The following is a 12735-nucleotide window of genomic DNA, read 5'->3' as shown; positions in this document are numbered from 1 at the left end:
AATGAGACCGGCCGCGCGGAGAAACCGCGCGGCCAGATAGGCTAATGTCAGCGGATGGCTTTCACGCCGTCGTTCATGTCCTTCAAACCCTGCTCGATCGGGACATTGTCCGTCATGATCGCATCATGGGCGCGGTTCAGAACCACTTCGATCTTGGCTGCGTTCGGGTTCACGGCCATTTCGAGGTAGGACTTGCCGGCCTTCAGCGCCTTCCGGCTTGCCTCATCCTGCGGGAACCCGGGCAGCGCCGCGATCTTGGCGGCCACATCGTCGGAACGGATGGCCGGGATGGTTCCGGTCGCGGCAATGATCTTGGCGCCTTCCGGACCGGCGGCGAACTTGATGAAGTCGAGCGCTGCCTGTTTGTGGCCGGAATTAGCGTTGACCGAAAGACCGGCGAGCTGTGCCGCCGTCGTGCCGGCTGCAACGCCCTCAGGATGCGGGAAGCTGACGATGCCCCAGTTGGCGCTCTTCGATTCACCGCTCTTCACCTTGGCGATCTGGGTGCCGATGAACCAGGTGCCCATCGGCAGCATGCCGATCGTGCCGTTGAAGAACAGCGCCGAATAATGCGTGTTGGAGGTTTTCAGCGAAGCATAGGAGGGAATTGCCCCGCTCTTCTGCAGCGCCAGTGCGCGCTCGTACCACGGTTTCAGGAAATCATACTGGCCATCGACCAGCGTCTGTTTGCCATCCTGAATGCCGGGAAGCTGAACGGTGGAGCGCCAGGTGTGCAGCAGGGCGCCATAGATCTTGTTCGAGCCGAAACCGCCCTTCAGCTTTTCGGCAATGGCATCGAACTGTTTCCAGGTCATGTCATTGGTCGGGTAGGGCACGCCGGCCTTGTCGAAAATATCCTTGTTGTAATAGACGACCCAGAAATCCGAACGGAACGGCAGCGCATAGACCTTGTTGTCGATGGTCATCGCCTCGATGAGGCCGCCATAGGCCGACGCGTCGATCTTCTCGTCCTTGATGAAACCGTTGAGTTCGGTGATGTTGCCGGCCTTTACCAGCGTCGCATAACCCGGCACGTCCTTGATGGTGACGATGTCGATATCCTTCGAGCCGCCCGTCAGCTGGGTAGCGATCATCTGCGTGTAGTCCTGCGAACCGAGGTCCACATGCTCGAACTTTACATTCGGATGTTTGGCCTGATAGGCCTCAATCAGCGGCTTGTAATAGGCCACCTTGTCCCAGTCCCAGAGCGCCCATTTCAGCGTCACCGGCTCGGACGATTGTGCAAAGGCCGCGCCTCCCAGCGAAGCGGTGATCGTCAATCCGGCCGCTGTGGCCAAAATGGTCTTCGACATGTAGTTCAGTGTCATATCCGTTCTCCTTCCCTTGAACGTTTCTGATGGCATGCGCGAAAAGTCGCGCTGCCCTTTCAAATTTCCCGGTCCTGCAAAGCCTCCCCGGACGGCGCGAGAACCTGCACCACCGCCCCCTGTGCGCCGAACGCCACGGCGAACATTCCGAATGAAAAATTGACCATCGCCGGCATGAAGACGGAGACGGGGTAGAAGAGGACATGCGCCAGCCAAAGCAAAGCGACGACGGCAAGCGAGGCCAGCGCAGGCAAAGGATGCATCAGCGCGGCGAGCGCTGCCTGCCGGAGCGCGGTGCGGATGGAGCCGCGGCCCGTGACGCTCACCATCACGAAATAGCTGCTCGCAATGGCCACGAAGACGGTGGCAACCAGGCAGACGGTCAGCGGCAGGGTGTAGATCAGGGCATCCCGTGTATAGGTACCGTAGGTGATGATCGCATAGGCGCCGGCCGAGATGGTACCGGCGGTGATGATCGCCCAGAGGCTTGCTCGCAACGCATGGGCGCGCATCGCCTCCAGAAAATCCCGCAGCAGATAGACATTACGGTCCGCGACGATCAGCCGGCAGACATGTGCCATGCCGAAGAGAGCTGCCGGCAGCGTCACCAGAGGCAGGCTCGCCAGCAGAAAAAGAAGGTTCAGCTTGACCAGTTCCCACCCTTCGCGGCGGAGAATGTCTGCGATCAGCGCAAGACCGGTCTTCTTCGGCGCATCCTTGGGGATGCCCTTTCCTTCCTTCGTCCAGAATGCCTCCAGCCACTGCATGGCGCGTCTCCGCAAGCCGGTTAATAGAGGATCGACCGTTCTGTCGTCGGGTCGAACAGTTGCGCATTGGTCATGTCGGCGGTCAGCGTCACTGCGTCGCCGATCCGCGGTCTGAAGCGCGGCGAGACGCGGGCGATGAGCGAGCGTTCGCCGGCAATCAGGTTGAGGTGGATTTCCGAGCCCATCGGTTCGGCGAGTTCCACTACAGCGTTGAAGGCGCCGGTATTGGCTGGGTCGATGTCGCCGGGTGTCAGTTCATGGAAGTTTTCCGGGCGGATGCCGAGCATGACGGGACGCCCCTCGTAAGGCACAATCCGGCTCTGGTCGAAGCTCTGCGGCAGTGGCAGAACCTGGCCGTCGACAACGGCGAGGAAGCGGCCGTCCTCACGGCGGATCGTCGCCGGCAAAAGGTTCATCTGCGGCGCACCGATGAAACCGGCGACGAACATATTGACCGGCCGGTCATAGAGGTTCTGCGGCGTATCCACCTGCTGGATATGGCCGTCCTTCATCACGACGATACGGTCGGCCATGGTCATGGCCTCCACCTGGTCGTGTGTTACGTAGATGAAGGTGGCGTCGAGGCGCTTGTGCAGCTTGGTGATTTCCGCGCGCATCGTGCCGCGCAGCTTGGCATCCAGGTTGGAGAGCGGTTCGTCGAGCAGGAAGACGGCCGGATTGCGGACCATGGCGCGGCCGAGCGCCACGCGCTGGCGTTGCCCGCCGGACAAGGCCTTCGGCTTGCGGTTCAAAAGATGCGTGATGTCGAGGATCTTGGCTGCTTCCTGCACCTTGGCGTCGATGATCTCGCGCGAGGCTTTGCGCAGTTGCAGGCCGAAGGCCATGTTCTTGTAGACCGTCATATGTGGATAGAGCGCATAGTTCTGGAAGACCATGGCAATGTCGCGGTCCTTGGACGGCACGTCGTTCATCAGGTCGTTACCGATGATCAGTTCGCCGCCGGAGATCTCTTCCAGGCCGGCGATCATGCGCAGCGTCGTGGATTTGCCGCAGCCGGAGGGCCCAACCAGGATGATGAATTCCTTGTCGGCGATCTCCAGGTCGATATCGTGCACCACGGTCAGCGCGCCGAAGGTCTTGTTCAGTTTTTTCAGCGAGATGCTGGCCATAAAGTCCTCACGCAATCACCAGTAGGAAGACCAGTTGCGCGAGAGGCGCGTCAGGGCTTCCATGTAATAATAATCCCCCCAGGACACGCACTCATCGACGCCTTCGCCGCGGCAGGTGTTGTGCGGGGTCTTCTTCGAATAGGTGCCGTGCAGCACAAGTCCGTTGGAAACGGTCGGGTCTTTCACGGCGTAGCGGTCCGTCAGGCTCTTCATCATCCGCCGGGCAAGGTCGCGGTAGCGCGCGGCGTCGTCCGTCTCCACCAGTTCGGCCATTTCCAAGAGCCCACAGGCGACGATGGAGGCCGACGAACTGTCGCGCGGTTCGTCGGAGCCTTCGGTGAAGATGAGGTCCCAATAGGGCACGAGGTCTGAAGGCAGTCGGTTCAGGTAGAAGCCGAGCAGCCGTTCGAAGGCCTCGCGATAGGCGGGCAGGCGTTCGTAACGATAGGACAATGCCATGCCGGCAATGCCCCAGGCCTGGCCGCGCGCCCAGAAACTGTCGTCGCTGTAACCCTGCTTGGTGGCACCGCGCACCGGCGCGCCCGTTTCCGGGTCCATATAGAAGGTATGATAGGTCGAGTCGTCGGGCCGAACTGAATGGGCGAGCGTGGTTCGCGCATGGGTGAGGGCGATCTCGCGGTATTTTTCGTCGCCGGTTTCGCGCGTCGCCCAGTAGAGGAGCGGCAGGTTCAGCAGGCAGTCGATGATGTAGCGGTATTCGTTCGGATTGCCCTTGCGGCCCCAGGCCTGAATGAAACCGCCGACCGGCTGGTAACGCTCGATCAATTGATCGGCCGCCAGCAGTGCCGCCTTGCGCCCGTCCTCATCGCCCACCAGTTTCCAGGCGGCGATGCAGGAGGGCGAATAGAGAAAGCCCATATCGTGATGGTCGGTCTCGATGCGATGTTCGATCCGATGCAGGAAACTCTGCACCTGGATCTGCGCCGCATAGCGGAACAGCTTCTCGCCGGTATGCTCGAAAGCCAGCCAGATCTCGCCCGGCCAGAAGCCCGCCGTCCACTGGTCGTTGGGAACCGCCGGATAAAGATTGCCGACGCTCGAATGGTTCTGCGCCGAATAGGTGAAGGTCGGCAAGTTTCGACGCACCTGCGCGACGGCGACGTCGAGGGCCGCTTGCACCTCATCATCGGTGATCGGCTGCGGGGCGAGTTTCGACACGGCATTCATGGCATCAACCCTTCAGGCCCGACGAAGCGACACCTTCGACAAAGAAGCGTTGCAGCGCCAGGAAGACGACGAGGACGGGAATGAGCGCCACGACGGAAGCCGCCATGATCAGCCCGTATTCGGCGGAATATTGCGAAATGAACATGCGAAGCCCGATCTGGATGGTCTTCAGCTCCGTCTTCGTCAGATAGATCATCGGCCCGAGGAAATCGTTCCAGGTGGTGACGAAGGTAAAGATGGTGAGGGTCGAGAGCGCCGGTTTCGACAAGGGCAGCATGATCTTTGCCCAGATCTGGTATTCGTTCATGCCATCGATGCGCGCCGCTTCGCAGAGTTCGGTCGGGATCGACATGTAGAACTGCCGCATCAGGAACACGCCGAAGGCGGTGAAGGCCTGCAGGCAGATCAGCGCCAGGTGCGTGTTGTTCAGCCCGAACTCGCGCATCAGCAGGAACTGCGGGACCATGTAGACCTGCCAGGGCATGGCGATCGTCGCGATATAGCCGAGGAACAGCGTGTTCTTGTAGGGAAAGTGCAGCTTGGCGAAGGCGTAGGCCGCAAAACTCGAGGTCAGCAGCTGCAGCAGGGTGACGATGATCGTGAGCTTCGACGTGTTGTAGATGAACAGCGCCAGCGGGATCTTCGTCCAGATGTCCACGTAGTTCTGCCAGCGCGGCTGCGCGGGGATCCACTCGATCGGGAAGGCGAAGACGTCGCGGTCGAGCTTCAGCGAGGCCGACAGCATCCAGGCGAACGGCAGCAGCATGATGACGGTGACGACGATGACGGTCAGATAAACGGCAATCGTCGCGGGTTTGATCTTCTTTCCGGCAATTCTCATCGGCTCAATCCTCCCGCTGGCGGCGGAACTGGACGACAGTCACGACCAGGACCAGAAGGAAAAGGACGAGCGCGATCATGCTGGAGTAACCGAGATCCCAGGAAATGAAGGCCTCGTTATAGATGTGGTAGACAAGCACGAGCGTCGACGTTCCGGGCCCGCCCTGGGTGATCATGTAGACCTGATCGAACACCTTGAACGACTGGATGGTCAGCATCACGGTGACGAAAAAGGTGGTGGGTGCCAACTGCGGCAGCGTTACGTGGATGAACTTTTGCCAGGCATTGGCACCATCGAGGCCCGCCGCCTCGTAAAGCTCCGAATTGATGCCCTGCAGGCCGGCGAGGTAGATCACCATGTAGTAACCCATGCTCTTCCAGATGCCGAACAGGATCACGGTGACCATCGCCCAGTGCCGGTCGGCCGCCCAGCCGGGCAGATCTTCCGGCGGAATGCCGATCGTGTAGAGCAGCATGTTGACCGGCCCCATCTCGGGGTTGAACACCATGTTCCAGACCACTGCGACGGCCACCAGCGAGGCGACATACGGGAAGAACATGGCCGTGCGGAAAAAGTCGCGGCCGAAAATCTTCTGGTTCAGCAGGATGGCGAGACCGAGCGCGCAGGCGAGCGTCAGCGGAACGGACACCGCCGTATAGACGATCGTGTTCCAGAAGGCGTCGATGAAGGCGCGGTCTTCGAACAGCCGCCAGAAATTGTCGAGGCCGGCAAACTCGATCGGGTTCGAGCCGTCCCAATGCATGAAGGCCAGAGCAAAGGCGAACAGGATCGGGCCGAGCGTGAAGACGGCGAATCCGAGAAAATTCGGCGCAATGAAGGAATAGGCGATCAGCGCGTTCTCGATCCGCCGCCTGCGTCGCGTAACGACTCGCACCTTCCGTCTTGTCTTGGCGTCTGTCCGGTTGTCTGACAGAGCTGGATTGGCAAGCGTCACCAGCTTTCCTCCCGGCTTCGGTGGTGTTCCGAAGTCCTCGCATGGCTGCATAATGCAGAGCGCTCCGCCGTGGCGGCCGCCCTGTCTCCCGATGACTGCATAGCATATCCGCGTCATTGGTCAAACAACTTATACTGCAGTCCGACAAATTTGCTGGATTGGAGAAAATAGGTATGATAGGACCGCAATCGTCACGCCGGAGGAGAGGACGTGTTTACCGAGCGCATTGCCGAATTTCGAGGCCCTCTGGGAGATTTCAGGCCGGATCGACTGTCCGGCGCCATGGGTGTTTCACTCCCGCAGGCGGGCTGGATCACCGAACAGCTGGTTGCTGCGGGCGAAGCGGCAGCCTCTTCCGCCTGGCCGCAGATCCGGGCCTTTGATTATCGGGAATACGGCATCAATGGCAACCGTTCGCGTTTCGAGGCGCTCTATTTTCGTCGCCGGCTGATGCTGAATGATCTTGTGCTTGCCGAATGGGTGGAAGGCCAGGGCCGCTTCCTTGATGCGATCATCGACGGCCTCATGCTGATCTGCGAGGAAAGCGGTTGGCAACTGCCGGCCCACAATGCCTATGAACGCGGCGGCAAGCGGCAGTCGCTGCCGGATCCGGACGACCCGGTCATCGATCTCTTCGCGGCGGAGACGGCGGCCATTCTCTCGACTGCGCTTTACCTGATGCGCAGCCGGCTTGATGCGATCGACCCTGCCGTGGCGCAAAGGGTGGCGCGCGAGATCGACCGGCGGATCTTCAAACCCTATCTCGTGCGTCATTTCTGGTGGATGGGCCATGGTGACGAGCGGATGAACAACTGGACGGCCTGGATCACCCAGAATGTCCTGTTGAGCGCGTTCACGCTGCCCACCTCCTTGCCGCTGCGCCGGGCGGTTCTGCCAAAGGCCCTGAAGAGCCTGGACGCCTTTTTGAAGGATTATGCCGAAGACGGAGCCTGCGAAGAGGGCGTTGTCTATTATCGCCATGCAGGTCTTTGCCTGTTCGGCGCGATGGCGGTTCTCGATCAGGTCGCGCCGGAGCTCGTGAGGCCGCTCTGGAGCGAGCCGAAAATCCGCAACGTTGCGGAATTCATCTGCCACATGCATGTCGATGGCGACTATTACTTCAATTTTGCCGATTCCTCGGCGGTCGTTCCGCCTTGCGGCGTCCGCGAATATCTGTTCGGCCGTCCCGTCGGCTCGCAAAGGCTGATGGATCTGGCGACTTCCGATGTTCGGCGCGACGACAACCGGCTGATGCCCGGCGAATGGAACCTCTGGTACAGGGTCCAGGCCATCCTCGCGGTTTCGGAGATCCTGGAACGGCAGGCCGAGCCGCCGGTCGCCACCGACCACCATTTTCCCGGGATTGGCCTTGCGATTGCGCGGGACGAGCGATTTGCGCTGGCGGTCAAGGGTGGTCACAACGGCGAAAGCCACAACCACAATGATGTCGGCAGTCTGACGCTTTACAAGGACGGTCAGCCGATCCTCATTGATGTCGGCGTGGAAACCTACACGGCAAAAACCTTTTCTCCGCGCCGCTACGAGATCTGGACGATGCAGTCCGCCTATCACAACCTGCCGAGTTTCGACGGCGTGATGCAGCAGGATGGCGAAGGTTTTGCGGCTGACGCCATGCGCGTGCATTTTGGCACGGATGCCGCAGAGGTCACCCTCGATATCGCCGGTGCCTATCCGGCAGAGGCGGAACTCCGGTGCTATCGGCGAAGGGTTCGCCTGTTGCGGGGCCGCCAGGTCGAAATCCATGACGAGTATGATGGCGACCGCCCCGCCACGCTTTCGCTGATGACACTCTTCGAACCGCATATCGAAGCGGGTCTCATCCGGCTCGGCGAGGGGGTGGCGATTCAGGTGGATGGTACTGGCGCCATCACCGTGGAACCCCTCGATATCGCTGATCCGCGATTGCGGCAAAGCTGGCCGGAGCGGATTTATCGCCTGCTTCTGCCGTTTTCCGGCTCCGCCCTGACACTGACGATCACCTAGGAAGAGAAAAGCATGCAACTGTCCCTGACGGTATTGGACGCAGCCGGCAAGACGAAGGCTGAGGCCCACGGCGAACACGAGCTGTTCCTCGTGCATCGACTTTCCTACGAGGACGGGGATCGGCTTGTCGTTGCGGCGTCCGCGCCCGGCCATGTCAGCCTGTCGCTCGATGCGTCGGTCATGCCTGCGCTTGTCTATCTGAGCGGTCCCACGTTCAGTTTTGTCGTGCCGTTTTCGGATAAACGGATGCCCTATCCGCCGCAGGCCTTCACCGGGCCGCTGCACCGCCTGCATGTCCGTTGTGCCCGGCCCTGCGAGATTGCGGCCCGACGCAACATCGCCCTCAACCCGCTGGATCAGCACGGAAACCAGACGCTTTTTCCGCGTGCGGTGGCGAATGTGGAAACCCGCGGCGAAGCCCAGTTTGCTGCCCGAAATGCCATCGACGGCGAGAAGGCGAGTTTCGATCACGGTTCCTGGCCGTTCACCAGCTGGGGCATCAATCGCGATCCCGACGCCGCGTTGATGGTGGAGTTCGGGCGCCCGGTGCTGGTGGACGAACTGGCGCTTTATCTGAGGGCCGATTTTCCCCATGACGCCTGGTGGGAAAAGGCGAGCGTGACGTTTTCGGACGGCGAGACGATCTGTGTTCCTCTCGAAAAATCCGGTGCGGCACAGCGCTTCGCTTTCGCCGAACGAAAGATCGAATGGCTTCGGCTGCACACGCTGGTAAAGGCGGATGATCCGTCGCCCTATCCGGCCCTGACCCAGATCGAAGTCTGGGGGCGGGATCTCTGAAACATCTCGTTTCTCAGGCGTCCGCGTTCAGCCCGCGCAGGTCGCGCAGGAGGTCACGATAGCGGATCTGGCTGCCGCGCAGGTGATCCTGCATGGCGGCACGCGCACTTTTCTCGTCGCCATCCGAAATCGCCACCACCACCGCCTGGTGTTCCTTGTGGATCAGGCGGCGATAGGCCGTCTGTTCTGCCGTCCGGTTCTCCGCGACGATCTTCGACTGCGGAATGGCCGAGGCGCTATGGGTTTCGAGAAACTGCGTGAACAGCGGATTGTTCGTTGCGGCGGCAATCGCCATATGCAGCGCCAGATCGGCCTCGCGGATCGATTGATCCGCCTCGATGCATTTCAGGACCCGCGCATGACATTCGAAGATCGCTTCCTCCTGGGCCGGGGAACGGCGCAGCGCCGCAAGCCCGGCCGCCTCGATCTCCAGCGGCGTGCGCACTTCCAGCACTTCCAGATCCGAGGAGATGCGAGCACTGTCGAGCTTTTGTGCTGAACTCGGCGCAAGTTTCGGTTTGAGCACGAAGATACCCGCGCCTTGGCGCACCTCCACCAGCCCGTCGTAACGCAGCCCGGTCACCGCTTCGCGAATGACCGTACGGCTGACGCCGTGGGCTTCGGTCAGTTCGATCTCGCTCGGCAGCCGATCGCCCGGCGCATATTGTCCGCCGAGAATATCGCTCCGGAGGCGCTCTCGAACTTGCGCCACAAGGGAGACGCTCCCTTTTGCATTCGTTTTCGACTGACCTGCCACGTTCGCCCACTGCCTTTCCGACGGCCGCTACGGCGGCGCACCCGATATTAGTAGGACGAATTCCGCTTCTGTTCAACCTTTCGCCTGAATTGTTCGGAATTGATCATATGACTTGAGATTAGATCAGTGGCGGTTTCCCGCCATCGATCCCGGAGGTCATAATCGTCGTCGACGAGGAATGTCTCGCCTGACGCCGGGCATCGCCGCCCGCTGTCTCAGGCCCGATAGGTCTGAACAGCCCCGGGGAGCTTGCTCCACTCGGCGTACCAGGTGTTGAAGAGAGCGAACTGGGCCTCGACATAACCGCGCTGGCTGTCGCTCAGGACATCGGTTTCGATGAAGTTGAGCGCATATTCCGTGTCGCCCTTCAGCACCATCATGTGCTTGAAATACAGCACCAGATCCGGGCCCTCGTCGAAGGAGGAAAGGACCGAAAGTGCCTCTTCAAGCTCCTTGGCCCGCAGACGGGCGTCGGCATCCCCGCCTGCCGCAGCCTGGGCCAGGTTGCACAGATGCAGGACTTCCTTGGGCAGCACGTTGCCGATGCCGGTGATGGCACCGGTTGCACCACAATTGACGTAGCCATGGAAGACGGCGGTGTCGACGCCGATCATCAGAGACACATCATCGTCGCGGCTGGTGATGTTTTCTGCGGCATAACGCATATCTGCCGGCCCGCCGAATTCCTTGAACCCGACGAGGTTCGGATGCTCCGCGCGCAAGGCAAAGAAGAGGTCGGCCCGCGTGGCAAACCCGTAATAGGGGCTGTTGTAGATGACGGCCGGAAGATCGGGTGCGGCTGCCAGGATCGCCTTGAAATGCGCTTTCTGGGCGGCAATGACCGACCCGCGCGACAGCACGCGTGGAATGACCATCAGCCCCTTGGCGCCAACCTTCTGTGCATGGGCGGCCAGGGTGACGGCGGAGGCGGAATTGATCGCGCCGGTGCCGACAATCACCGGAATGCCGGCCGCCGCCAACCGTTCCACACCCTCCATCCGCTGTGCGTCCGTCAGAAGCGGCCAGTCGCCCATCGAACCGCAATAGACGACGGCGGACATGCCTGCCTCGATCAGCTGATGGGCCTTGGCGACGAGTGCGTCGAAATCCGGTGTCCGGTCGCTTGTGCAGGGGGTCATGAGAGCCGGCACAACGCCGGAAAAGATTGTCGCTTTCATCTTCTTTCCTTGGGTCGGGGGAGGCCTCTTACCCGCCCCGGCCTGATCGAGTTGGGGAGCTTGCGTATAATGTAGATTTTATACATAATTCAAGTCAACTGGATTTTTGGCGGAATTCGTGTAGCTGGAAGACATGAGTGTGAAACTGAAACACAAGACGCTCTCAGGCGCCCTGATCGACGAGATCCGGCAGGCGATCCTGTCGGGGCGCTATGCGGCCGGCACGCAATTGCGGCAGGATGCGCTGGCTGAGGCCTATGGCGTCAGCCGCATTCCCGTGCGCGAAGTTCTTTTCCAGCTGGAGGCGGAAGGGCTTGTGAAAATCCTGCCGCAGAAGGGCGCGGTCGTCTCAGAACTGTCGCGGGCGGAGATCGACGATGTCTTCGCGCTTCGCATCCTGCTCGAACCGCGCCTGCTCCTGGCGTCGGCGCCGCTTCTGGATCAGGCCGATTTTGCGGTTCTCGACGAAAGGCAGGCTGATTACGTGCAGGCCATTGCTCGGGGCGAGGTCCATGCCTATGGCCGCCTGAATGCCGACCTGCACATGGCGATGTATCACCGCGCCGACATGCCGCGCAGCCAGCAGATCGTGGCCTCCCTGCTTCAGACCAGCGATCGTTATACGCGTCTGCAGCTCTCAAGCGATGCGGCGATGGAGAAGGCGATGGCCGAGCATGCGGCCCTGATCCGCCTGCTGCGGGAAGGCGAGATCGAGCAAGCCGTCGCTCTGCTCCGCGATCATATAACAACGGTGCGAGAAGATTTGCTCAAGGTGCTGGCCGGTCGGTGATGCCGCTAGCGGCGCCGCGCGACTGTAACCGCGGCAAGCGCGCCTACGGCAAGTGCCGTAAGAAAGGTTGCGGCAACAGCCCTTTGGCGGGGAGAGCGAAGTCCGCCGTCGATCCCGCCGGCGTCCGATGAGGGCGCAAAGAGATTGCCGTTGCTGATCGCCACAGGATCCGCCCTGCGGAAGTAGCTGCGCATCACCATCGCCATCAGGCTGGCGGTCAGGTTGGGCGCTGCCAGGTGGCTGAGGCGCAGGAGATTGGTGACGGCGCCGACCGTGACGGTAGCGCGCGGTCGTTCCGCCGTGGCAACGATCGCGTCGGCCACTCTTCGGGCGTCGTAGACGGGCGGCGGAGCGCTGATCCTGCGGCCGGTGAAGTTCGCGCCGTGGCGCAGGCCGGGCGTATCGATGAAGGCCGGGTAGATATCGCAGATGTGGATGTGCGGCTGGTCGGACAATTCGGCGCGCAGGGCCTCGGTAAAACCTTTCAGCCCAAATTTGCTCGCACTATAGGCAGCGGCAAAGGGTGCGGCTGCAAAGCCGCCGAGCGAAATCATGTTGATGAATGTGCCGCGTTTCTGGCGCAGGAAAATCGGCAGAACGGCATGGGCATCGTTCATGTGGCCGATCAGGTTCGTTCGCACCACCTGTTCATGCGCGCTCATTGGTGTCTCTGCAAAACTCCCGACCGCACCCACGCCGACATTGGAAACCCAGACGTCGATGCTGCCGAGTGCAAAGGCCTTGGACGCCACCTGCCTCACCGCGTCGATATCGGTGACGTCCGTGGTCACCACATGCGCGTCCGCGCCCATCTCCCGGCACACCTCCGCCACAAGATCGAGCGCATTCTTGTTGCGGGCAGCCAGCACCAGCCGCGCTTTGCGGCGGGCAAAGGCATATGCCGTCGCCTCGCCGATGCCGCTGGACGCGCCGGTGATGACAACGACGCGACCGGCCAGATCCATCGTCATGGAAATATCCTTTGGTTTTTGGCGTGGG

Annotated in this window: 12 protein-coding genes; 3 read left to right on the top strand and 9 right to left on the bottom strand. The window is 61.1% G+C overall.

Annotated features, from left to right (window positions below):
• Positions 1 to 47 precede the first annotated feature (47 nt).
• From OU993_RS17390 to OU993_RS17365, 6 genes are read right to left on the bottom strand one after another with little or no spacing between them, the layout of a single operon-like run.
• Positions 48 to 1328: an ABC transporter substrate-binding protein gene (locus OU993_RS17390; RefSeq protein WP_442792980.1), complete on the bottom strand. Its 1281-nt coding sequence runs from the start codon at positions 1326 to 1328 to the stop codon at positions 48 to 50.
• 59 nt (positions 1329 to 1387) lie between these two features.
• Positions 1388 to 2095: a DUF624 domain-containing protein gene (locus OU993_RS17385; RefSeq protein ID WP_268159524.1), complete on the bottom strand. Its 708-nt coding sequence runs from the start codon at positions 2093 to 2095 to the stop codon at positions 1388 to 1390.
• Positions 2096 to 2115: 20 nt separating this feature from the next.
• Complete coding sequence (locus tag OU993_RS17380) at positions 2116 to 3225, bottom strand: ABC transporter ATP-binding protein (protein WP_268159522.1); 1110 nt, start codon at positions 3223 to 3225, stop codon at positions 2116 to 2118.
• Between the two features lie 15 nt (positions 3226 to 3240).
• Entirely contained in the window at positions 3241 to 4413 is a 1173-nt protein-coding gene (locus OU993_RS17375) for a glycoside hydrolase family 88 protein (protein WP_268159520.1), read from the bottom strand.
• A 4-nt stretch (positions 4414 to 4417) separates the two neighbouring features.
• On the bottom strand, positions 4418 to 5254 hold the full coding sequence (locus tag OU993_RS17370; protein WP_268159518.1) for a carbohydrate ABC transporter permease: 837 nt from the start codon (positions 5252 to 5254) through the stop codon (positions 4418 to 4420).
• Between the two features lie 4 nt (positions 5255 to 5258).
• The gene (locus OU993_RS17365; protein WP_442792979.1) at positions 5259 to 6209 is read right to left on the bottom strand and encodes a carbohydrate ABC transporter permease; all 951 of its coding nucleotides are present in this window, start codon (positions 6207 to 6209) and stop codon (positions 5259 to 5261) included.
• Between the two features lie 210 nt (positions 6210 to 6419).
• Between OU993_RS17365 and OU993_RS17360 the strand changes: the two genes are divergently transcribed.
• Together OU993_RS17360 and OU993_RS17355 are read left to right on the top strand one after the other, a co-directional pair.
• Positions 6420 to 8213: a heparinase II/III domain-containing protein gene (locus OU993_RS17360; protein ID WP_442792978.1), complete on the top strand. Its 1794-nt coding sequence runs from the start codon at positions 6420 to 6422 to the stop codon at positions 8211 to 8213.
• Between the two features lie 12 nt (positions 8214 to 8225).
• Positions 8226 to 9011, top strand: coding sequence for a DUF7402 domain-containing protein (locus OU993_RS17355; RefSeq protein ID WP_268159514.1), 786 nt, complete (start codon positions 8226 to 8228; stop codon positions 9009 to 9011).
• A gap of 13 nt (positions 9012 to 9024) precedes the next feature.
• Here the strand turns inward: OU993_RS17355 and OU993_RS17350 are convergent, their stop codons facing one another.
• On the bottom strand, positions 9025 to 9768 hold the full coding sequence (locus OU993_RS17350; RefSeq protein WP_268159512.1) for a FadR/GntR family transcriptional regulator: 744 nt from the start codon (positions 9766 to 9768) through the stop codon (positions 9025 to 9027).
• Positions 9769 to 9983: 215 nt separating this feature from the next.
• Positions 9984 to 10946, bottom strand: a complete 963-nt coding sequence (locus OU993_RS17345; RefSeq protein ID WP_268159510.1) for a dihydrodipicolinate synthase family protein — start codon at positions 10944 to 10946, stop codon at positions 9984 to 9986.
• Between the two features lie 133 nt (positions 10947 to 11079).
• Between OU993_RS17345 and OU993_RS17340 the strand changes: the two genes are divergently transcribed.
• Positions 11080 to 11736, top strand: a complete 657-nt coding sequence (locus OU993_RS17340; protein WP_268159508.1) for a GntR family transcriptional regulator — start codon at positions 11080 to 11082, stop codon at positions 11734 to 11736.
• 5 nt (positions 11737 to 11741) lie between these two features.
• On the opposite strand, the gene OU993_RS17335 is transcribed toward OU993_RS17340, so the two are convergent.
• A complete protein-coding gene (locus OU993_RS17335; protein WP_268159506.1) occupies positions 11742 to 12707 on the bottom strand; it encodes an SDR family oxidoreductase in 966 nt (321 codons plus the stop codon).
• Between the last annotated feature and the right edge of the window lie 28 nt (positions 12708 to 12735).

Source organism: Rhizobium sp. SL86 (assembly GCF_026672545.1).
Lineage (GTDB): Bacteria > Pseudomonadota > Alphaproteobacteria > Rhizobiales > Rhizobiaceae > Neorhizobium.
The sequence above is the reverse complement of the archived record's forward strand: the minus strand, read 5'-3'. Positions and strand labels throughout refer to the sequence as shown.

Excerpts from the sequence above, each read along its gene's own strand:
- OU993_RS17385 (WP_268159524.1), bottom strand. The coding sequence starts at position 2,095 with ATGCAGTGGCTGGAGGCATTCTGGACGAAGGAAGGAAAGGGCATCCCC.
- OU993_RS17355 (WP_268159514.1), top strand. The coding sequence starts at position 8,226 with ATGCAACTGTCCCTGACGGTATTGGACGCAGCCGGCAAGACGAAGGCT.
- OU993_RS17345 (WP_268159510.1), bottom strand. The coding sequence starts at position 10,946 with ATGAAAGCGACAATCTTTTCCGGCGTTGTGCCGGCTCTCATGACCCCC.
- OU993_RS17380 (WP_268159522.1), bottom strand. The coding sequence starts at position 3,225 with ATGGCCAGCATCTCGCTGAAAAAACTGAACAAGACCTTCGGCGCGCTG.
- OU993_RS17335 (WP_268159506.1), bottom strand. The coding sequence starts at position 12,707 with ATGACGATGGATCTGGCCGGTCGCGTCGTTGTCATCACCGGCGCGTCC.
- OU993_RS17375 (WP_268159520.1), bottom strand. The coding sequence starts at position 4,413 with ATGAATGCCGTGTCGAAACTCGCCCCGCAGCCGATCACCGATGATGAG.
- OU993_RS17340 (WP_268159508.1), top strand. The coding sequence starts at position 11,080 with ATGAGTGTGAAACTGAAACACAAGACGCTCTCAGGCGCCCTGATCGAC.
- OU993_RS17390 (WP_442792980.1), bottom strand. The coding sequence starts at position 1,328 with ATGACACTGAACTACATGTCGAAGACCATTTTGGCCACAGCGGCCGGA.
- OU993_RS17370 (WP_268159518.1), bottom strand. The coding sequence starts at position 5,254 with ATGAGAATTGCCGGAAAGAAGATCAAACCCGCGACGATTGCCGTTTAT.